13 protein-coding genes are annotated in these 22,706 nt (G+C 37.4%); 12 read left to right on the forward strand and 1 reads right to left on the reverse strand.

Going from position 1 to position 22,706, the window contains the following annotated elements; all coding sequences use genetic code 11:
- Positions 1 to 368: 368 nt before the first annotated feature.
- From KEM10_RS15370 to KEM10_RS15425, 12 genes are all read left to right on the forward strand, one after another.
- Positions 369 to 3,494, forward strand: coding sequence for a SusC/RagA family TonB-linked outer membrane protein (locus tag KEM10_RS15370; protein ID WP_212216916.1), 3,126 nt, complete (start codon positions 369 to 371; stop codon positions 3,492 to 3,494).
- A gap of 21 nt (positions 3,495 to 3,515) precedes the next feature.
- Positions 3,516 to 5,237: a RagB/SusD family nutrient uptake outer membrane protein gene (locus KEM10_RS15375; RefSeq protein WP_212216917.1), complete on the forward strand. Its 1,722-nt coding sequence runs from the start codon at positions 3,516 to 3,518 to the stop codon at positions 5,235 to 5,237.
- A 584-nt stretch (positions 5,238 to 5,821) separates the two neighbouring features.
- Positions 5,822 to 6,718, forward strand: coding sequence for an alpha/beta hydrolase (locus KEM10_RS15380; RefSeq protein ID WP_212216918.1), 897 nt, complete (start codon positions 5,822 to 5,824; stop codon positions 6,716 to 6,718).
- Between the two features lie 10 nt (positions 6,719 to 6,728).
- Complete coding sequence (locus KEM10_RS15385) at positions 6,729 to 8,033, forward strand: glycosyl hydrolase family 8 (RefSeq protein WP_212216919.1); 1,305 nt, start codon at positions 6,729 to 6,731, stop codon at positions 8,031 to 8,033.
- A 178-nt stretch (positions 8,034 to 8,211) separates the two neighbouring features.
- The gene (locus KEM10_RS15390; RefSeq protein WP_212216920.1) at positions 8,212 to 10,749 is read left to right on the forward strand and encodes a glycoside hydrolase family 9 protein; all 2,538 of its coding nucleotides are present in this window, start codon (positions 8,212 to 8,214) and stop codon (positions 10,747 to 10,749) included.
- Positions 10,750 to 10,790: 41 nt separating this feature from the next.
- Positions 10,791 to 11,894 (forward strand): alpha/beta hydrolase-fold protein, encoded by a 1,104-nt coding sequence (locus KEM10_RS15395; protein WP_212216921.1) that lies wholly within the window; start codon positions 10,791 to 10,793, stop codon positions 11,892 to 11,894.
- Positions 11,895 to 12,119: 225 nt separating this feature from the next.
- Entirely contained in the window at positions 12,120 to 13,682 is a 1,563-nt protein-coding gene (locus KEM10_RS15400; protein WP_212216922.1) for a carboxylesterase/lipase family protein, read from the forward strand.
- Between the two features lie 198 nt (positions 13,683 to 13,880).
- Positions 13,881 to 15,254 carry a glycoside hydrolase family 43 protein gene (locus KEM10_RS15405; protein WP_212216923.1) on the forward strand — a complete coding sequence of 458 codons (1,374 nt, stop codon included), beginning with the start codon at positions 13,881 to 13,883 and terminating at the stop codon, positions 15,252 to 15,254.
- 145 nt (positions 15,255 to 15,399) lie between these two features.
- Positions 15,400 to 16,572: an alpha/beta hydrolase gene (locus KEM10_RS15410; RefSeq protein ID WP_212216924.1), complete on the forward strand. Its 1,173-nt coding sequence runs from the start codon at positions 15,400 to 15,402 to the stop codon at positions 16,570 to 16,572.
- Positions 16,573 to 16,863: 291 nt separating this feature from the next.
- The gene (locus KEM10_RS15415; protein WP_212216925.1) at positions 16,864 to 18,396 is read left to right on the forward strand and encodes an alpha-N-arabinofuranosidase; all 1,533 of its coding nucleotides are present in this window, start codon (positions 16,864 to 16,866) and stop codon (positions 18,394 to 18,396) included.
- A gap of 1,038 nt (positions 18,397 to 19,434) precedes the next feature.
- Positions 19,435 to 20,577, forward strand: coding sequence for a glycoside hydrolase family 11 protein (locus KEM10_RS15420; RefSeq protein WP_212216926.1), 1,143 nt, complete (start codon positions 19,435 to 19,437; stop codon positions 20,575 to 20,577).
- Between the two features lie 155 nt (positions 20,578 to 20,732).
- On the forward strand, positions 20,733 to 21,572 hold the full coding sequence (locus KEM10_RS15425; RefSeq protein WP_212216927.1) for a formylglycine-generating enzyme family protein: 840 nt from the start codon (positions 20,733 to 20,735) through the stop codon (positions 21,570 to 21,572).
- Positions 21,573 to 22,060: 488 nt separating this feature from the next.
- On the opposite strand, the gene KEM10_RS15430 is transcribed toward KEM10_RS15425, so the two are convergent.
- Positions 22,061 to 22,706, reverse strand: a 646-nt coding sequence (locus tag KEM10_RS15430; RefSeq protein WP_212216928.1) for an RteC domain-containing protein, incomplete at its 5' end; no start/stop codon positions are given.

Raw genomic sequence — 22,706 nt, forward strand, 5'->3', positions numbered from 1 at the left:
ATGGTGTTAAATGTTGAAAATTTGATGTCTTAATTATTAAGACTTATAATTTCGTAAATTTCGTCTATCTTATTTTTACTGTTTCCCTTATTCTTATCTCAGCTCTCATTTTATAAAACACAGTCATTCCTCGATATATATTTAATTCAAATAACACTTCGTTACATATGTAGGCTTTCAGTTTCCTATTTTTAAGATATTATTCCTAGAATCTATCTAATAATGTTAGAGCTCAAATATCTAAAATCTTAATAATTATATCGAATATTAAAACTAAACAACAGGGGAATAGTATACTTTGCGATTTTAATTAACATTTGTTAATAATAATTGACAAATCATTACTTGATAATTAAAGCCAAAATTCTATGAAAAAAAGAAATCTCATTTTGCTTCTTTTTTTGTTTGTAGGCTTTGCTGCATTTGCCCAAAAAAAGGTGAGCGGTACTGTTTACGACAATGAGAACATGCCCATTCCCGGGGTAACAGTTCTTGAAAAAGGAACCTCCAACGGAATTATTACCGATATGGATGGAAATTATTTAATAACAATTCCAGGAGACGATGCCATATTAGTATTCTCTTTTATTGGAATGAAAACTCAAGAAATCACAGTTGGCACTCAAACTACCGTTAACGTTAACATGATACCTGACATGGCCGACCTGGACGAAGTGGTGGTTGTTGGATATGGTGTACAAAAGAAGAAACTGGTTACAGGAGCCAACCTTTCCCTTGGATCGGATGATTTACAACGTCAGAATTCGACACAGGCATTAGATGCTATTCAAACGATGTCTCCAGGGGTGAACATTACTCAAGGATCGGGTATGCCAGGGGAAGGTTTTAAAGTGAATATTCGCGGTTTGGGTACTATTGGTGATTCAAATCCGCTTTATGTGATTGACGGTGTTGCTGGTGGTGATATCAATACCCTTAACCCTTCGGATATCGAATCGATCGACGTATTAAAGGATGCGGCTTCAGCTGCCATCTACGGTTCCAGGGCTGCCAACGGTGTTATTTTGGTAACCACCAAGAGTGGTAAAAAAGGACGTACTTTGGTGACATATGATGGATTTTATGGTGTGCAGAATGTTTATAAAATGCCTGATTTATTGAATGCTCAGCAGTTTATGGATATTTACAACGAGGAACGTGTGGTTTCAGGAAAAGATCCCCTTGATTTCGCTTCAATCATTCCTGGCATATACCAGGATATTCAAAATGGATGGAAAGGAACTGACTGGATGAAAGAAACCGAAAACAAGAATGCTCCCATCCAAAACCATTCTATAAACATTACCGGAGGATCTGAAAGCTCAGTGTTCGCAATTGGATTTTCTTATTCGTCAGAAGAAGGTACTTTGGGAAAACCTGTTCAACCAAAAAGCGATAGGTATACCTTACGTTTGAACAGCGACCATATTTTATATGAGAAGGACGGATTGGACATCATTAAAATGGGTCAAACTTTAAATTACAGTTATCGTGAAAGAAGTGGTATTGCCATTGGCGGTATGTATTCTAACGACATCCGTAATATGATGACAGGAAGTCCCTTGCTACCAGTATACAATGATGAAGGTGAGTATTATGCCAGAACAGATGCTCAGGCCTCAGGTCTTGAGGCATTATCATCACGCATATACAATCCATTGGCTTTGATGGATTTAAATCGTGGTCAAAACGAGACCATAAATTACAACCTCAATAGTAATGCCTATCTTCAAATTCAACCAATAAAAGGGTTGATTTGGAAAACTAACTTTGGGTACAGAATGCATTCTGATTCATACCGAAGCTACCAACCTGAGTATTTTTTAGCTGGGGATGCATTTATGACCCCCGGTCGGATTACCCAAAATGCAGGCAGTGGATATCGTTGGACTCTTGAAAATACATTGAATTATAATTTTAAAATGAATATACATTCATTTGATGTGTTGGTGGGACAATCTGCGGAAAAATGGGGCTATGGGACCAATATGAGTGCTACCAATGCCAATCCTACTTTTATTGGTTATGATTACGCATATCTTGACAATACCGATGGGTTAACATCAGGTATAACAAGTATTGGAGGTGCACCCAATGAAAGGGGGGCTCTTGCTTCATACTTTGGAAGGGTCAATTACGACTTCAACGAGAAGTATCTACTTACCCTGGTGATGCGTGCTGACGGATCTCATAATTTTGCTCAAGGCAATCGTTGGGGATATTTCCCATCAGTTTCGGGCGGTTGGGTAATGACCGAAGAACGCTTTATGGCCGACAATGGCGTTGTTGATTTCCTAAAATTACGAGCTAGTTGGGGACAAAATGGTAATCAAAATGTTGATTCTTACCAGTATTTGAGCCTTATTGGCTTTGACGCTGAAAACAATTATAGATTCGGGAACGATCGCTCTAAAATGCAACTGGGTGGTTATCCTTCTGTACTCCCAAATACTGCTATTACTTGGGAAACTTCTGAACAATTAGATATCGGTATAGATGTCCATTTCTTAGACTCAAGACTACAGGGGGCATTCGATTATTATGTCAAAACCACCAAGGATTGGTTGGTTCGTCCTAATATTTCTGATGTTATGGGTCCTGATGCTGCTTTTGCTAATGCTGGTGATATCGAGAATAAAGGATTTGAACTAGGGTTACGTTGGAATGACAATGTGGGTGAATTTACTTATGGTGCTCAATTTAACATTTCTAAAAACAAAAATACAGTTACCAAATTTGGCGATAACACTGGTGCTTTCGAAAGTGATCCAAGTGTTATTTCACAAGGTACCGACCCGGTTTGGCGAGTTGAAAATGGAATGCCTGCGGGCTATTTCTACGGATACAAAACTGAAGGTGTTTTCCAGAATGAACAACAAATTGCGGAATGGACTCATGGCTTCCTTCAAGCTGATCCACAGCCAGGAGATGTTATTTTCTCTGACGTCAATGGTGACGGTGAAGTGACCACAGAAGATAAAACCATGATTGGTAATCCTCATCCCGATATTAGAATTGGTTTTGGCCTTAACTTCGCTTACAAAGGATTCGATTTCTCATTGAGTGGTAATGGAGCATTTGGCCATCAAATACTGAAGTCTTATCGTTCATTTGGTGACAACGAATTTCATAATTATACTACTGACATTTTGGGGCGTTGGCATGGTGAAGGAACTTCAAATAAAATTCCTCGCATGACTCCAGGCAATGGAACTAACCGGTTAAATATATCAGAGTTATACATTGAAGATGGTGACTATGTTAAAATTCAGAATATAACCCTTGGTTATGACTTTAAAAAACTGTTACCTAAATTACCATTGTCGCAAGCTCGCATGTTCGTGGCAGGACGTAACCTATTTACTTTTACCGATTATTCTGGCTTAGATCCTGAAATAGGTTATGGTGATGGACAAGGTTTTGTACAAGGTATTGATCTCGGTTTTTATCCTGCTCCCAAAACTTATATGGTAGGATTTAATTTGAAATTCTAATAAACTTAATTTTAGATGATTATGAAAAAAATAGTATATTTAATCATTGTTGCTGCGATGTTGGGTAGCTGCTCAGAGAATTTTCTGAATGTGGAGCCACTCACTCAAAAAACTTCGGATAACTTTCCTCAGACAGCAGATGATGCAAAGCAAATGATGGCAGGTATTTATACAACCATGAATAACGAACAGCGTAACGTAGACCAAAGTTATTTGTTTGTATGTGAAGTGGCCAGTGACGAAAAATTGGGCGGCGGCGGCGTTAATGATATTAAAGCTCAATCATACGAGGCCATGATGTATTCAGATCCTGAAATGCTGTCTCATACGTGGGATGTAACTTACGAAGGAATTCACCGCGCAAATTTTGCCATTGAAAATATGGACCTGCTTAGTGATATTGTTGTGAGTCCCGAACTGAAAAATCAATACAAGGGAGAAGCCCTTTTCTTAAGAGCTTTCTTTTTCTATCGTTTGGCGACCCTTTTTGGAAATGTGCCGCTAAAAATAACCACGGAAGAAGCTAATTTGCCCGCTGCAAGTACGGAAGAGATTTACGGGCAGATCACATTAGACTTAAAAACAGCTATTGAACTATTGCCCAAAGTGCCTTATTCTTCAACAGAGGAAGGTCGTGTAACTGTTTGGGCAGCTCAAGCCTTAATGGCTCGTGTGTGGCTTTTTTATACCGGTTTTTACCAAGAGGCTTCACTGCCTGGTGTTACAAAGGCTGAAGTTACTTCTTGGTTGGGAGAATGCATCAGTGCCAGCGGACATTATTTGGTTGACGATTATCACGAACTTTGGCCTTATACAAATTCTTTGACAATCAACGACTATCCTTACATGACTGATTATATGGAGCAAACAGACAAGGATCTTCTATATGCTGCTGATAATGGTGCTGTAAGCCCTGAGACAGTATTTGCGCTTAAGTTTTCGAACTTTGCCAATTGGGACATAAGACGAGGTTATAGTAATACGTTTCAATTGTTCTTCGCATTGCGAGGATTGCAATCGGTAGCTAATACATTTCCTTTTGCAGGAGGTTGGGGACAAGGTAACTCTATCCCTAAACATATTGTTGATCAATGGCAGATTGATGAACCTAACGACATCCGTCTTTGGGCTTCTGTAATTGATATTGAATCTGAGCTTCCTAATTACGCAAAAGGTCAATGGGATTTTGTGATGGAAAGTAATTATTGGGGTAAGAAATATAATGGTGTCACCGCAAAAGACGCTGATGGCTCAATTAAGAATGATTACAGCGTCATCATGTACGGTAATCAAGACAATAATCAGTTATCGCATGGTGATGATTTGATTTTCATCCGTTTTGCCGATGTGTTACTGATGATGTCTGAGTTAACTGAAGACGCTTCATATATGAATGAGGTACGTGGTCGCGTTGGCCTTGATCCGGTAGCATATTCGTTGGAAAATATTCAAAAGGAGCGTCATCATGAGCTTGCTTTTGAAGGATTGCGTTGGAACGATATGCGTCGTTGGGGTGCAGATTATACCAAAACTGCCCTTGAGACTCAGATGGGAACACCAGTATATAACTTTGGTAGTCCTGAAGTATTTAACGGGCTTAATAGCAAAGGTTATAGTGCTCGTTATGATGAAACCAAAGGCTTCTTCCCTATTCCTCAGAGACAAATCGATCTTTCAAATGGATTATTGGAACAAACTCCTGGGTTTACTAGTAATGATCTTTATCCAGGATTTAGCAATTAAACTACCCTAATAGTATCCTGTATTCAGGACAAAAACCGGAAGAAAACTAGATCCTTACTTCCGGTTTTCCTTTTGTTATCTTAAAATTCAGAAAATCCGAGTTTCTGTTTTATCCTGTTCAATTAACCTGTGTTCGATTTAAATTTTAATATTCAAATTTTATTAAGAAGATGATTTGCAAGGTGAATTTTTGAAGCTGTCAAAACTATTAATGAAGATCCTAAATAGAAAGTTGTTTTACATTTAATTAAATACTATTTGATTTGAGATATTACTTCCATTATATCATATCTGGTTCGAAATCTAAAATCAAATATCTAAAATCAAAAATATCAATGCATCAAAATTTCTAAGTTTGGTTAATACTAATAGATTGAAGTGCCGCAATATCCAAACCTTGTTAGTTTTTCTTTAAGCTTTTCTCAGACATTTGGAAGCAATCACCAGAATAACTTTATGGGGCTTTAACGATAATAAATCATGAGAAAAGAAATAGTCAGTTAGCGGAAGAAAGGATCATCTATTGTTCTTTAAATATACATTAATAAACAAATCGATAAGTGAGAAGAATAACTCAAAAAACAATGAATATCTTAAAGCGATTACTGTTTCTGCTAATGTTTACTATGGTTTTATGCCAGACAAGTGCCCAGGAAATTATTAAACTTTACGACGATGAGCAAGATTATCTTGAGGTTGTCGAAAACCTAAGTTTGGATAATGAGTCATCGGATGGACTTATCAGAAAAGTCATATCTCCAAGTATAGAAATGTATTCACCAGAGGAAATTAATACTTTTCGACCTGCCGTAATTATTTGTCCAGGTGGAGGATATAGTGTAATTGTTTACAAGGGAGAAGGAGTTACTACTGCAAAAAAGCTAGCTGCAAACGGAGTTGTCGCATTTGTTCTTAAGTACCGACTGCCCGATCCCTCTTCTGATAGTAGCACTATGATCCCTCTGCAGGATGCGCAGAAAGCGATAAAAATAGTTAGGGAAAACGCGTCAGAATGGAATATAAACCCTGATAAAATTGGGATTATGGGTTTTTCTGCCGGGGGACACCTGGCTTCCACATTAGCTACGCATTATGATCCCGTAATCAATAATCCCGAAGGCACAAATCTGCGTCCCGATTTTCAAATATTAGTTTATCCAGTCATTAGTATGAGCGACAGTCTCACCCATATGGGATCCAGAACCCAGCTACTTGGAGAAAATCCAGATCCTGATCAAATTATTCAATATTCATCGGAATGGCAGGTAACTAAAGATACTCCTCCAGCTTATATTACTCACGCTGCTGATGACAATGTGGTAGATGTTGACAATAGCATCTTCTATTTCGAACAATTAAGACACCATCAGGTACCTGTTGAAATGCATATCTACCCCAAAGGAAATCATGGGTTTATCTTTAAGCAAGAATCCTGGATAGATCCTCTTTTTCTGTGGATGAAGAGTTCAGAAATTCTCTAATTCTTCTATTATGAAACCGTTGTTTATGGACCCTAAAAGCAAGTATAAGACTATGAAATTGCAATTCAAAAAAACAGTTACCTTTTTAATGTTTACCTTTTCTTTAATGCAAATCTCCCTTTTTGCGCAGAACCACTCATCCGGAAGTTACCGAAATCTCTTTCTTGAAGCCGGGTACAGTCAGAACGAAATTGACAAGAAGGTTGAAAAAGCTTATTTCGATCTGTTTGAAGGACCAGATCGCATCTATTTCGAAGTTGGTGATTCATTGGGGTATGTTTCTGATATAAAAAATAAGGATGTACGCACCGAAGGTGTTTCATATGGTATGATGGTTGCCGTTCAGTTGGATAAAAAAGATGTTTTTGATCGTATTTGGCGTTGGTCAAAAAAATATCTACAACATCAGGATGGTCCGGGAAAAGGCTATTTTGCATGGAGCTTTGATCCTGAAAAGATGAAGATTAATTCTCCCGGAAGTGCTTCCGACGGAGAATTATATTTTGTCACAACTCTGTTGCTTGCATCTAACCGTTGGGGTAATGACACCGGCATCGACTATTATTCAGAAGCCAGACACATACTCGATGCCATGTGGGAAAAAGACGGGGCTGAATATGTGCGACCTTTTATAAATCTTGAACACAAGCAAATTTCTTTTGTTCCGGGAGGACACGGATACAATTGGACCGACCCCTCTTACCATGTCCCTGCGTTTTATGAATTATGGGCTGAGTATGCCAATGACGGTCACGAACAATTTTATCGTGATTGCGCCGATACGTCTAGGGTTTTTCTGCACCATGCATGTCACCCTGTTACCGGTCTTAATTCTGACTATACTGAGTTCAATGGTGAGCCTCATCCTACTCCGTGGATGAAACCCGGATTTCGGTATGATTCATGGAGAGTTCCAATGAATATTGCGATGGACTATTTGTGGTGCGGAAAAGATAAAGAATGGCAGGAAAGTTATGCGGAGCGATTTCAAAACTTCCTCAGATCGAAAGGAATGAATTCGTTTAAAGATCAGTACAATTTAGATGGTTCTGAGCCAGAATGGATACTTCCGGCAGGTGATTATGAACCCAAATTAAGACATTCGTTGGGGTTAATATCTACTGCAGCCACAGCTTCACTGATTAATATTAACAACAACGATACTAGTATGGATTTTGTCTATAAACTCTGGGATGCAAAATTGGAACCTTACGATGATGGGTATTTTGATCCCTATTATGATGGGTTGCTATACTTGTTCAGTCTTATGCATCTGAGTGGAAAATATCAGATCATCCTTCCTGATCAGAATTAAAAGCCTTTCAAATGTGCGCAATATTCTAACCGAGAATTAATGATGGCAAAGTTTTATGAAACCGACTCCAATTATACCTGTTTTGCTTATCCAGGAGGCCAAGAATAGGTAGGCTGGTGCAATTACCTTTATCATTCCTCTTAATTATTTTACCCTTCAAATACCTAAATCTATAACAATGGTTTTAAAAAACATATCCAATCCTTATAAGTTCCTGTTAAGCTTATTGTTCTTAATTAGCACTTCGTCTTTTGCACAAAAACTGACACTCAACGAAAAAGAGTATTTCGAGACAAAGGGTCTAAACGTCCTGGTTTTTAACAACCAATACAATGGTTTCTTTTTTGATGAAAAAACAGCCGGTATAGAGCTCATCCATCATGGAGTAAGAACATCTACGGGAGGAGCAGTAAGGCTGCAAAATACACCCGAACAATGGGATTTAATCCCAATCCTCATCGAAAAAAGTGTTGACAAAGCCAGTAAAAGTATTGAGTTTACACTCCGATATGAAGATTATGATTTTGATTCAAAGATCACAGTATCTCCTGAAGGAAATGGTTTTCAGATTGTAGTCTCTTTAGATCAACCGGTGCCTGAATCATTGAAAGGTAGGGCCGGATTCAATCTGGAATTTCTACCTTCTGCCTACTTCGAAAAAAGCTATCTGGTTGATGGCAAACCATCCTATTTCCCCCTTTACCCTTCTGGAAATACAACCATTCAATCATCAAAAAGCAAAATTCCTCAGTTTGGAGGGCACAACACCTTTGATGATCGGGGACTTGATGAATTTATTATACCCAAACCACTTGCGCAAGGGAACACCCTGGTATTGGCACCCGAAGATCCTGAGAGATATGTGAAAATAGAATCAGAATCGGAAATTATGCTTTTCGACGGTCGCAATCTGGCACAAAATGGTTGGTTTATAGCTCGAAGTATTTTACCCTCGAACCAAACCGGAGAAGTCCTTGAATGGCATGTTGAACCCAATACCATTGAAAACTGGGTGCGTAAACCCAATATAGGTTTCTCACAAGTAGGATATCATCCTGATCAAAAGAAAGTTGCTGTCATAGAACTCGACAGGAATGACGTTACACTGAAAGAAGCCTTCATCTACGAAGTAACAGTATCAGGAAAGAAAATAAAACAGCTATCGGTAAACACTGAAGAATGGGGAAATTATCTGCGCTACAACTACCTGAAGGTGGACTTCAGCTCAATCACTAAACCCGGATTGTACTGCATTCAGTATGGCGATCAAACCACCAATACTTTCTCAATTGATCCCAATACACTTAAAAATGTCTGGCATCCTACATTAGATGTCTTCCTACCCGTGCAGATGGATCACATGCAAGTAAATGAAGCTTACCGTACCTGGCATGGCGAACCTTTTAAGGATGATGCATTGCAGGCTCCTGTTAATATCGATTTTTTTGATGGTTACAGCATGGATTCGGTAACCGATACCAAGTATAAGCCTCTGGAGCGCATACCCGGATTGGCTGTTGGTGGCTGGTTTGATGCCGGTGACTATGACATCCAAACAGGCACTCACTGCCGCACTATTCAAAGCCTGGTTGATTCATGGGAATACTTCAAAATCAAAAGAGATCAGACTTATATAAATCAGGCAACTCGCTATGTTGATATCCATCGTCCTGATGGCGATGCGGATATTCTTCAACAAATTGAACACGGTACACTAAATCTGGTTGCGCAAATTGAAAATATTGGACACCCTGTACGCGGTATAATTGTTCCCACGTTGCATCAATACCATCATTTAGGAGATGCTTCAACTGAAACGGATAATTTACCATACAACCCCAATCTAAAACCATACGAAAGCGATGGAGTTAGCTCTGGTACCTTGGATGATCGATGGGCTTTCACAAATCGGAATTATAGTCTCGACTTTTCAACAGTTGCTGCCTTTTCTGCTGCCAGTAGAGCATTAAAAGACTACAATAGTGAACTGGCAGATAAATGCCTTCGCCTCGCAAAAACTCTTTATACCGAAGCCAGGGAGATTAAGATTACAGCCAAAACCGACAGGTATTCTCGATGGGGACGATTTAATGAAGTACTGGCAACATTTCAGTTGTATATTTCTTCTGGAGAGAAGACTTATGCAAAACGCTATGAAGAATTAATATGGCCAGCTTTGGATGAATCATCCGAACGGACACTCTCTATGGCTCTTCGTGCAATTCCTCACATGGGCGAAGAGTTTAAGGAAAAACTTAAAAAATACGTAGTTAAACACAAAACTGAAATCGAAGAATTAGGAGCCGAGAACCCTTACGGAGTGCCTATTTCAACGAGAGGATGGGCCGGGAATGCCGGTGTTATAGAGTGGGCAAGTACCAACTTTATGGCTTATAAAGCATATCCGGAAATCATCGAAAAGGAAGATGTGTACAAAGGTTTAAATTACTTGTTTGGGTGTCATCCAGATTCTAACATCTCCTTTGTTTCGGCAGTGGGAACTCGTTCGAAGAAAGTTGCATATGGAAGCAACAGGGCCGATTTTAGTTTTATTGCCGGAGGAATAGTTCCCGGTGTGCTGATATTGAATCCGGATTTTCCAGAGAACAAGGAGGATTGGCCTTTTTTCTGGGGAGAGAATGAGTACATTATCGATATTGGTGCAGCCTATATTTACCTTGCTAATGCAGTCAATGAACTTTTAATAAAAGAATAGACATCACTCTTATTTTATCAAAACTAAAAACCAAGTATAAAATGAATTACAAAATCAAATCACTTTTAGCAATATTTCTGATTGTTGGTAACTATTGTGTTGCCCAATCGAATGATCAAATAGTGGAAGATTTTGAATCTTCGTCGGTAAACCAACCAGGCCATGTATACCCCATGGTCAATTCCGAGGGACGTGTACGTACACAAGTTTTTGCTCCCGATGCCAAATATGTAAAACTCGACATTGGTGGTGTTAAATACGACATGGTTAAGGATGCAGAAGGAATGTGGACTGGAGAATCGGCTCCGCAGGATGTAGGTTTCCATTACTATCAACTTAATATTGACGGAGCTTCGGTTCCCGATCCGGGAACATTGTTGTATTTTGGTGCTTGTCGCTGGGGAAGTGGTATCGAAATTCCTTCAGATGACCAGAATATTTTTGCTGTAAAAGATGTTCCACATGGTCATGTTCATGAAATTCTTTTCCCATCAGAAAGTACTAAGACATGCCGTACGGCATTTGTTTATACACCACCCGGGTATGAAAATCAAACTTCAAAAAGTTATCCTGTTTTGTATCTTCAACACGGTTACTGCGAAAATGAAACATCCTGGCCCGCACAGGGAAAGGCCAATTTAATCATGGACAATCTAATTGCCGAAGGAAAAGCCAAACCTTTCATCATTGTAATGACATATGGCATGACCAATGATATTGAATTCGGAAAATTGCGTGAATTCGATATCATTCCTTTTCAAACTGTTTTGGTTGATGAATTAGTTTCTTATGTTGATGAGAATTATCGAACGCTTTCCAATCAGGAAAACCGTGCCATGGCCGGACTTTCCATGGGATCGATGGAGACAAAAGCCATTACAACCAACAGGCCTGATGTGTTTTCGCACATTGGTCTTTTTAGCGGTGCTCTTTATGCTCCAGAGGAAGTTAAAGAGCAAAGTAATGTGAAACTTATTTTTCAAAGTTGCGGAAGCAAAGAACGTCCTGAAGCAGTACAAAAATCCACCGAAGCATTGAAAGAAGCTGGTATTAATGCTGTTTGGTATGTATCGGAAGGTACGGCCCATGAATTCCATACATGGAGAAGAAGCTTGCATGAATTTGCTCAATTACTGTTTAAATAATCATCTATAGTGTCATTTTTAGTCAACTTCATTGGTGCACTGCCGATGAAGTTGACTAAATTTATGGGTAAAGTGGCATCGAGTATGCTGAATGCTTTTTCAATCACCGATGTCATTTCAACGCATTGACTTTTTCATTTTTTTGCAATCCCCAAGGCACAACAATGAATAAATTAAAAATTGGTTGCTGATTTTATCAGTAGCCCATCATAAACCCACTTAACAATGAAAAATTTAAAAACCTTATTATTTCTGCTTTTTGTTTTGGGGATGATCTCATGCAATAGTAAACTTCAACCAGGCCAGTTAAAGGTTGAGGGCGGCATCATCCAGGGAACAGTCATGGAAGACATGAACATTTATAGAGGTATCCCATTTGCTGCTGCTCCTGTAGGAGATTTACGCTGGAAAGCCCCACAGCCCGTTAAAGAATGGGAAGGAGTTAAACAAACCACAGATTATGCTCCAGCCCCAATGCAGGGAGGTAATCCTCCTTCAGGCAAAAGCGAAGATTGCTTATACCTGAATGTTTGGACACCGGCAAAGTCAGCAGATGAAAAACTACCTGTTATGGTTTGGATTTACGGTGGGGGCTTTAGTTTTGGCTCTACATCAGAACCTGTATCTGATGGACAAGCCTTGGCTGACAAAGGAGTTGTTTTAGTAAGTATTGCTTATCGTGTTGGGCAACTTGGATTTCTGGCTCATCCTGAATTAAGTGCTGAAAGTCCGGAAGGCGTGTCTGGAAACTATGGTTTGCTGGATCAGATAGCAGCATTGAAATGGATTCAAAATAACATTGCTGCTTTTGGAGGTGATCCGGACAGAGTGACCATTTTCGGCGAATCAGCAGGTGGAATATCAGTTAGTATGTTGTGTGCATCGCCATTGGCGAAAGGTCTTTTTCATGGTGCTATATCTCAGAGTGGAGGCTCATTTGGACCATCGCGTCCGACTACTTATCCAGGTGAAAATATGAAAACCTTAAAACAAGCAGAATCCGATGGTATTGAATATGTGAAACAACATGGAGGAACATCAATTGCCGATTTACGCAAGATAGAAGCTGAAAAATTTATACCTGCCGGGTGGACAATGCCTGGAGGATGGCCAATTGTAGATGGTGTTGTTATTCCAGACGATCAATATAAGTTATATGAAAAAAACCAATACAATGATGTACCTGTCCTGATCGGTTATAATTCCGACGAAGGCGCCAGTTTTATGCGGGAGAAGAATCCTGAGGATGTTAGAAATAGTGTGATTCAACGTTTCGGGAAGCATGCTGATGCTTTGTTGGAAGCTTATCCGCTTGCTGAAAATAGTGTACCAAAAACAGCCCGTGACCTTATGCGCGATGTAGCCTTTGGCTGGCAAACTTGGATTTGGGCAAGGCTTCAATCTCAAACTGGCAAATCTAATGTGTACTATTACTATTTCGATCAACATCCTGAATTTCCAGAAGATTCACCATTGTATGGATATGGCTCACCACATGGACAGGATGTGGCATTTGTTTTTCAACATTTAGATCCGAATAACTCTTCGCAATCGGATATTGATATTTCTGAGGCAATGGGTACTTATTGGACAAATTTTGCAAAATATGGTAATCCCAATGGTGAAGGTATTCCACAGTGGCCTGCCTTTAGTAATGATAAGCCGGAAGTAATGTATTTGCAGCAAAAAACTCATGTAGGTCCTGTACCAAGTGAAGAATCATTAAAAGTGCTTGATGAGTATTTTAAATGGAGAAGAACAGATGAAGGAGCTGAATGGGCTAAGTGATAAATACTTGTTGTTTAGAGAGATAAGCGTTGTAAACTTTTGATGAATAATCGAAAATGATGAAATTAATTGTTTTTGAAAAACTCATTAATTCATCTACCCATGAGAATATTGAAAAACGACGTTTTCGTTACCAGGTCTTCGATTTGTTTTGGAATATTGAATCCATAAAATAATATCAATCCAGAAATTACAATAATGCATAGAAAAGTAATATTATCAATTATAACTGTTTTTTTATCGGGGATGTCGGTTTATGCGCAAAACCCCATTGTCCAAACCTACTTTACTGCCGATCCGGCACCCATGGTTTATAATGATACAGTCTATGTTTATACCTCTCATGATGAGGATAGTACAAAGGCTAATTTCTTTACCATGTACGATTGGCGTTGCTACTCAACAGCCGATATGGTTAACTGGACGGATCATGGCGCAGTTGCCTCATTAAAATCTTTTAAATGGCTTGAAAAGGATAATGGGGCATGGGCACCTCAATGTATTGAACGAAATGGTAAATTTTACTTGTACGTACCGATTCACGGAACCGGTGTTTGTGTTTTGGTGGCCGATTCGCCCTATGGTCCTTTTACCGACCCTTTGGGTAAAAAACTGGTTGATAGCGATCATTTATGGCAAGATATTGACCCTACTGTTTTTGTCGATGACGATGGGCAGGCTTACCTGTATTGGGGTAACCCTAGTGTATGGTATGTGAAATTGAACGAAGATATGATTTCGTACGACAAAAGCATAGGAGACAATGGGGTTGTGTCTGTAGAAATGACAACAGAGTCTTTTGGTGAGAGTGTTAGACCAGATGGCACACCAGGTACCAAATATGTTGAAGGTCCATGGTTTTATAAACGCAACAACCTGTATTACCTGCTTTATGCTGTCAATGGAATCCCAGAAAGCATTGGGTATTCAACGTCGCATTCGCCAACAGGGGCGTGGGAATACAAAGGTTTAATTATGGAACGTCATCCAAAACTTGCGTTTACCAATCATTCAGGAGTTATTGATTTTAAAGGCAATTCCTATTTCTTTTATCATAACGAAGCACTACCAAACGGTGGTGGTTTCAGACGCTCTACTTGTGTGGAACAATTTGAATATAATGCTGACGGTTCTATTCCCTCAATAGCACCAACGGTTGAAGGTATTAAAACTGGTGTTGCTTGCTTAAATCCATTTAAACGAAATGAGGCTGAAACAATAGCTTGGTCCGAAAGTGTAAAGACTAAAGGGGACCGTAAAAAAGGGGTATATGTCTCACAAATCAATAACGGTGATTATATAAAAGTCAGAAGTGTAGATTTTGCCAAAGGTGCTAAAATGTTCCAAGCAACAGCCGCTTCAATTGAAAGTGGAAAAATTGAAATTAGGTTGGATACTAAAGATGGTCAGTTAGTGGGTGTATGTGAAATTGAAAACACCGGAAGTATAGATAGCTGGAAAACATTCACTACCAAGGTTGATAAAGTAGAAGGAATACACGATTTGTATTTCGTGTTTAAAGGCAATGAGGGTGAACTGTTCAATTTCGATGCCTGGCAGTTTTGTGAATAATTAGGCAATTACAAAAGAAACGGGTAGTAAGCGGGATTTGGCCAGGCTCGCTTGCTAGTTTCATTTCTTCAGATAGGCATCTGGTCATTGGAGGAAATTTATAAATGAAATATCTCAATGTTTAATAAATTAACTTTTATAGTTTATGAAATATAGTTTTTGGAGTTTACTTACATTGCTATTTATTTCTTTTGAAGGATTGGTAGTACAGGCACAGGATGTTGGGGGTATTGAAGATTTTAAACCGTCTTCTGTAAATCAACCCGGCAAGCAGTACCCTCAGGTTAATTCTGAAGGCCGTGTAAGGGTGCAAGTTTCAGCAGCTGATGCAAAGATGGTTCAGCTTGATATTGGTGGTGTAAAGTATAATCTGGAAAAAGATAGAGAAGGCATTTGGACGGGAGAATCAGCTCCTCAAGACGAAGGCTTTCATTATTACCAGTTAAATATCGATGGCGCCTCGGTTCCGGATCCTGGTACAAAATACTATTATGGTGCCGGTCGTTGGGGAAGTGCCATAGAAATCCCGGCTGTTGACAGGGAATTTTATGCTTTAAAAGATGTGCCACATGGCTTGGTTAGTCAGGTTCAGTATTACTCTAAAATAACTGAGGCATGGCGAAGATGTTTTGTTTACACTCCTCCAGGTTATGAAAAAGATACGCAAAATCGTTATCCGGTATTGTATCTTCAGCACGGTAGTTTTGAAGATGAAACAGGCTGGTCGTCGCAAGGAAAAGCGCACCTAATAGTGGATAACCTTATTGCCGGCAATAAAGTGAAGGATATGATTATTGTAATGGATAACGGTTATGCTTTTAGATCTCAAGACAATGAAACTACCGGTAAAAGGTCTCAAATGATTTTTGAAGAAGTGCTTGTTAATGAGGTAGTACCAATGATTGATGGCCGTTTTCGCACTATTGCTGATAGAAAAGCCCGTGCAATTGCCGGGTTGTCAATGGGAGCAAATCAAACTGTGCGGATTATTATGAATCATTTGGATAAGTTTGCGTATTACGGAGGTTTCAGCGGTACGGCTAATTATCCAAATTCCAACGAAATAGATCCTGCGAAATTCCTTGATGGTAAGTTTAATGATGCTGATGCATTAAACAAGCAACTAAAAGTGTTCTGGTTGGGGTTAGGAACTACCGAGCCTGCACCTTTCCCGGGTTCAGTTGGGGCATTTTGTAAGATGTTGGACAGGCAAAAAATCAAATATATATACTACGAGTCTGAAGGAACAGCTCATGAATGGTTAACCTGGCGAAGGTGTTTATATAAATATGCACAACATTTGTTTCAAGAGGATTAAACCTCTGCAGCAACTTTAAAAATAAACTAAGTAAATATTTTCCGGATGATAGTATTATCCCAATTATTAATTTGGAAATAGCAAGAAAATAAAATTTAAAAAAACATAGCAGTGATAGCTTTAAGCTTAATTCTAGGTGTGTTGATATTCAGGTAGAAACTTTGCTTCATTGTTCCTGCTAATGATATACAGTATAAAAAAAGAATCCCTTTTTATGGGGTTTAATTAGCTTAAATATCCATTTTTTACTTCTATGTGTTCAATGTTTGATAAAATTAAATCATATCTAAAATGAAAACAACTGCTTTTTTTATTTGCCTGATACTTGCAGGGAATCTTCTCGCGCAAAACAAGTTGATTCTAAAAACAGATTCAACGGGCATTAAGATCAATAAAGAAATTTATGGACATTTTTCTGAACATTTGGGAACTTGTATTTACGAAGGAATTTATGTCGGTGAAAATTCAGACATACCAAACATTAACGGCTATAGAACCGATGTGGTTGAGGCTCTAAAAGCATTAAAGATTCCTGTTTTAAGATGGCCAGGCGGCTGTTTTGCAGATACCTATCATTGGAAAGATGGAATTGGCCCTAAGGAAGATCGTCCGTCAATTGTTAATGTTTTTTGGGGTGGTGTAACCGAAGATAACAGCTTTGGAACACATGAATTTCTGGATTTTTGTGAATTAATAGGTACCGAACCCTATTTAAGCATAAATGTTGGTTCAGGAACTGTTGAGGAAGCAATAGATTGGGTTGAGTATGTTACTTCATCTAATGAAAGTCCGATGACAGAATTACGTAAGAAAAACGGAAGAGAAGACCCATGGGATGTTAAGTTTTGGGGTATAGGCAATGAAAACTGGGGATGCGGAGGTGACATGAGATCAGAATATTATGCTGACGTGTTTAGAAACTTTTCATCATACATAAGAGGAAATGGTTTTCAAAAAGTCATTTGCGGTCCAAGTGCAGATGATTTGGAATGGACAGAGAATATTCTTGAAGTAATAAAAGATAAGCTAAATCTGGCACAAGGTCTGTCAATGCATTATTACACCTTACCAACAGCAAATTGGGAAGGGTCAAAAGGTTCTTCCATTGATTTTGATGAAGATATGTGGTTTGCAACCATACGAAATACAATGTATGTAGAAGATTACATTCGGTCTCATTTGGCGGTTATGGACAAGTATGATCCTGATGGTGATATCAAACTAATTGTTGACGAATGGGGAACATGGTACGATAAACTGGAAGGTACTAAAGAAGGTTTTTTACAACAGCAAAACACTTTACGCGATGCTTTGGTAGCAGGTATTAATCTGAATATATTTAATAACCATGCCGATAGAATCAGTATGGCAAATATTGCCCAGATTGTTAATGTATTGCAATCTGTAATCATGACAAGAGGTGCCCAAATGGTAAAAACACCAACTTATTATGTTTTTCAAATGTATAATGTTCATCAAGATGCTGAATTAATTCCAATTGAATTGAAGTCAGAGAATTATGATTACAATGGGGAGCATATCCCTGCAATCACAGCATCAGCTTCGCATAAAAATGGAATGACCAATATAACCATTACCAATTCAAATCCTAATCAATCTTTACCTGTTGATTTGCTGCTTGGCAAGGCTTATAAAAACGTTAGAGGGAATATAATAAATGCGAAAGCCATAACCGATTATAATGATTTCGGTAAAGATGAAAAAGTTGTAATGACAGATTATTCAATAGGCAAAGTAAAAAATGGAGAATTGCATGTTACTATGCCTGCACATTCTGTAGTCTTAATTCAGTTGGAAGAATAAAGGTATTTCAAGGTGTTTGATAAAGATTTGTGAGTAAGTAGAATGTGTGTTAATTCTTAATTTACAGAGGAATTAATTAAGTTATAGGCTTGTCAACCATTTAGTTCTTTGGTAATTAATTACGATGTTTAAGCAAAACTTTTAGTTTATACAACTTCATCATCTTACTCAGTATACTTTATAGTTAATTTAATTTATTTGATCATATCATATTAAGCTATAAAATTGGCGCCCTGGAAGGCGCCTTTTTATAGCTTATTAATGTGTTTAGACGTTTTGGGGCTAAGATTGCTATCTGTTTGTATTGGGTAGGTATTCAATAATGTAGTTTTATTTTATTCATATTGAAAAATTAATTTCACGTTTGTTTCCTGTAAAGAGTATAAAAAGATTAAGCTATTTTATAGTGTTAGATAGTTTTAAAGCTGGTTTATTCATCAACTTCATTGAGTATTATCGTTTTTTTACCAAGAGATCATTTATAAGTCGAAGAATCTATGATTAATACCGACTCTCCAATCAACTGTTTTTTATATAGTAATAACAATAAATGTCCTTTCTTTAATGGTTTAAAATTTCTAAGCCATAGTATTACAACTTACCTAAAGTAAATCCCAATATTGCGAATCTTATTTTAGCATATAAGTATATCTAAATTTAAATATGATATATCTTATATTAATAATAATATAACTGGTTTATTGTAATCTTAGTGTTATGAAAAAATCCTTAAATATAATTCATCTATTTATTTAGAATTTTCCAAAGAATAATGTGTTGAGGTAAAGGTATTGAGAGCTTACTAGCGTCATTTTTTTTATTAAAAAGATATAAGTAATTCATTAAATGTGTGTTCCTATGATAAAGAACTCATTCTGCAAGAGAATCAACCAAAGATGAAGTACTTTTTACTATTATAAATGTTGTAAAAAAATATCATTGGCGATGAACCACAGAGAATATACAAATAACTAAAACAATAACTATTTATTATTCTAAAATATATAATATTATTATTAACTATTTAAATCTTTTTTTATGAAGCAAATTCTAAGTTTAACGATGGTGCTAATTCTTGCATTGTATTCTTGTGAGGAAAAATTAGTGGAAGACATGAAGCCGAAGCTAGAACTTCAATTGAAAACCTATGAATCTGGAACAAATAATGATTATTTCTGGTCTCTTTGGAAAAGCGATGGGCTTAACGGTTCTGTTAACTATACCAATGGTGAAGGAGGAAACTACAGTGTATCATGGGACATGTATGACGGCAATTTTACTTGCGGGAAAGGATGGAGTTCTGGTTCAAGAAACAGAGTTGTGGGATACAATTGTGGTTCATTTTCGCTTAACGGTGGAGGTGGTTCAATGGCCTATTATGGTTGGACAAGAAATCCTTTAATTGAATATTATGTAAATGAAAAGTGGGGGGCTCACAGACCTGCCGATGGGGCGAGTCTCGGTACAGTTTATAGTGATGGTGGTACATATAATATTTATACATCATGGCGTTCCAATGCTCCTTCAATTGATGGTACTCAAAGCTTCCGACAAGTTTACAGCACGCGTACATTACAGAACTCTTCAGGTGAAAACCATACTATAACTTTTGCAAACCATGCAAACGCATGGGCTGATGCTGGTTATGGTTTAGGGGCTGATATTTCACCTTCAGCCATATTATTAACTGAAGCATGGGGTTCTAGTAATGGTTACTGTAATGTAACAGTTTGGGATGGAGGTAGCAGTAGTAATACTGATCCAATCGCTGGAGTAAAACGACTAGTTAACAGAGGATCTGGTTTGTCGATTGATGGTTTAGGCAGAACAGCAAATGGCGAAGAAGCAGCGCAATATAATTCGAACTCTACCAACGCTCATTGGAATATTGTTTCTGCAGGTTCGGGTTTTTATTATATAGTTAATCAGGGGACAAATATGAAATTGGACGGCTATGGCAGAACAACTAATGGTGATGCTGTTGCTCAGTACAATAACAGTACAACTCATGTAAATGCACAGTGGAAAATTATCTCAGCAGGTTCAGGTTATTACTATATCCAAAACCGAGGAACCAACATGAAGATAGATGGTTATGGAAGAACTTCAGACGGAAGCGCTCTTGCTCAATATGATAGTAGTACAACTCATTATAATGCTCAATGGCAACTTGTTGACTAAAATCTATAAGATGTATCAATTCGATCTTAGCAAAATGCCTATTAAAAGCTATAACTATTTTATTTGATACTTATCAATATACTAAAGCTGTCTGATGAATGATCGGGCAGCTTATATTTCTATAAAACCGTTACATTTATTTTCAAAGATTTTTTATGAGAAAATTTTTCCTATTGATTATTGCAACAAGCCTTTTTAATACTAGCTGCCAACAAGAGAATGATTCGGATTTTGTCTTGGTTAAATGTAATGCCTTTTACAATAGGGTATCTAAAATCTATAAAAAAACAATTCCGTTGGCCGATTTTTATATAGGTAAATATGAAGTAACCCAAAAAGAATGGATAAAGGTAATGGGAAACAATCCTTCAAACTTTAAGGGCGACAATCTACCCGTTGAAATGGTTACATGGTATGATTGTGTGGTATATTGTAATAAAAGAAGTGCAATAGAAGGTTTATCCCTTTATTATAATATTGATAAAACTAAAAAAGACATCAATAATAAATCAAACTTAGATACAATGAAGTGGATGGTTTCTATAAATAAAGAATCTAATGGTTATCGTTTGCCAACAGAAAATGAATGGCAGTTCGCATCATGTGGTGGAATCGTGAGTAAAAGTTTTAAGTATAGTGGAAGTGATGATTTGAATGATATTGGATGGTATTGGAGAAATGCAGGAGATATTATCTTAATAGGATCGTGGAAATGGATTAATATAGAGAATAATAATAGTGGTACAAAAGCTATTGGTTTAAAAAAACCTAACGAGTTAGGTATTTACGACATGTCTGGGAATGTTAGAGAGTGGTGTAACAACTGGTATTCAGATGGTGAAATAGGTGTTGGACAATATCGAGCTTGGAGAGGAGGAGGATGGATAGGTGGTGAACATGCTTGTATTCCTTCTTATAGGGGTAAATTTGAACCTAACGGTAAAGGCCCAGATCAAGGGTTTCGTTTATGTAGGTCATATGTAAATAATAATTAGAATATCAGAGTAATAATCAATAATCATGTATGTAATTCTTTTTAAGGTAAAAAAAAGGCTTACATTCATGATTCTACTAATGTTTTGCCATAACAACCAATGCTGTTGTAGTTATCTCTCCCAGAAGTAATAAAAGTCTTTGTTTTAAGCATGACTGCTGCGGGGCAGTAGTATTACGGATAAATGACTGCAATAGTTTTGTTAGTTATGTATCTGGTTTTTTGACTGATCGTCTGTGATAAAAGCGAATCGTTATATTACGTTTGGTGATGTTTGTTGTAAACTCAGATTTGTTTATTGTTGGTATTAGATTTGCATATTATCTTACTTTGATGATTATTTCAGTAGCAGCACTGGAATTATATTTCTTGAGAACCAATTCTGTCAGCTGAAAATACTGTTAAAACTATACCATTTAAAAATAAGGGTTGTTACAAAAGAAAATAGCTTTATAATAGCCCTTACTTTCATCTTTAGGACTCTTTTTTTTATTCTAAAAGTTTTTTAATCAAACACTCTTTCATTTTATCCAAAAACACAGTAGGATTCTTCTTTCGGTATTTTAAATCTATATAAGATCGATAAATATCCAGGTCTTCAACATGGAATAGTTCGCAAAAGGTTTTTGTCAGTTCTTTTATGTCAACATTACCGTTGTTGATGCATCCGGAATAAACAATTGCATAGATTAATTCAACCAGAGCAATTTTAGTTTCTGACCAATTGTATGGTGATGCTTTTAAAATTTCAAGCTGAGATTTATAACGAATTTTCTTATTGACTTTTAGCTTAATTAATTCATTCTCCAGATATACGATCATCTTTTCATGTGCAATAAAATTTGCAAACAAATAATCTTTGCTGGTTGCAAAATCACTGTCAACCATAGAATAAGGATGTGAATGATAGTCTTCAGCCTGAAGATTACATCTCACAAAATAAAGTTCATCATATTTAGTACCCTTATGCTGATAATAGGCGTAATCTTTATGGTTCTTACGAAGGTATTTATTAAACCGTTTTAGCTTTTTAATAAGATATGTCTGAAGGGTAAATTCTTCAGATAAAGGTTTTTGTTCAAATATCTTTTGTAAGTAGTTGTAAAAAAGAAGATGTCCCAATACGTGAGGTTTG

The sequence above is a fragment of the Carboxylicivirga linearis genome (genome assembly GCF_018271995.1).
GTDB classification, from domain to species: Bacteria; Bacteroidota; Bacteroidia; order Bacteroidales; family Marinilabiliaceae; genus Carboxylicivirga; species Carboxylicivirga linearis.

Excerpts from the sequence above, each read along its gene's own strand:
- KEM10_RS15370 (WP_212216916.1), top strand. The coding sequence starts at position 369 with ATGAAAAAAAGAAATCTCATTTTGCTTCTTTTTTTGTTTGTAGGCTTT.
- KEM10_RS15375 (WP_212216917.1), top strand. The coding sequence starts at position 3,516 with ATGAAAAAAATAGTATATTTAATCATTGTTGCTGCGATGTTGGGTAGC.
- KEM10_RS15380 (WP_212216918.1), top strand. The coding sequence starts at position 5,822 with ATGAATATCTTAAAGCGATTACTGTTTCTGCTAATGTTTACTATGGTT.
- KEM10_RS15385 (WP_212216919.1), top strand. The coding sequence starts at position 6,729 with ATGAAACCGTTGTTTATGGACCCTAAAAGCAAGTATAAGACTATGAAA.
- KEM10_RS15390 (WP_212216920.1), top strand. The coding sequence starts at position 8,212 with ATGGTTTTAAAAAACATATCCAATCCTTATAAGTTCCTGTTAAGCTTA.
- KEM10_RS15395 (WP_212216921.1), top strand. The coding sequence starts at position 10,791 with ATGAATTACAAAATCAAATCACTTTTAGCAATATTTCTGATTGTTGGT.
- KEM10_RS15400 (WP_212216922.1), top strand. The coding sequence starts at position 12,120 with ATGAAAAATTTAAAAACCTTATTATTTCTGCTTTTTGTTTTGGGGATG.
- KEM10_RS15405 (WP_212216923.1), top strand. The coding sequence starts at position 13,881 with ATGCATAGAAAAGTAATATTATCAATTATAACTGTTTTTTTATCGGGG.
- KEM10_RS15410 (WP_212216924.1), top strand. The coding sequence starts at position 15,400 with ATGAAATATAGTTTTTGGAGTTTACTTACATTGCTATTTATTTCTTTT.
- KEM10_RS15415 (WP_212216925.1), top strand. The coding sequence starts at position 16,864 with ATGAAAACAACTGCTTTTTTTATTTGCCTGATACTTGCAGGGAATCTT.
- KEM10_RS15420 (WP_212216926.1), top strand. The coding sequence starts at position 19,435 with ATGAAGCAAATTCTAAGTTTAACGATGGTGCTAATTCTTGCATTGTAT.
- KEM10_RS15425 (WP_212216927.1), top strand. The coding sequence starts at position 20,733 with ATGAGAAAATTTTTCCTATTGATTATTGCAACAAGCCTTTTTAATACT.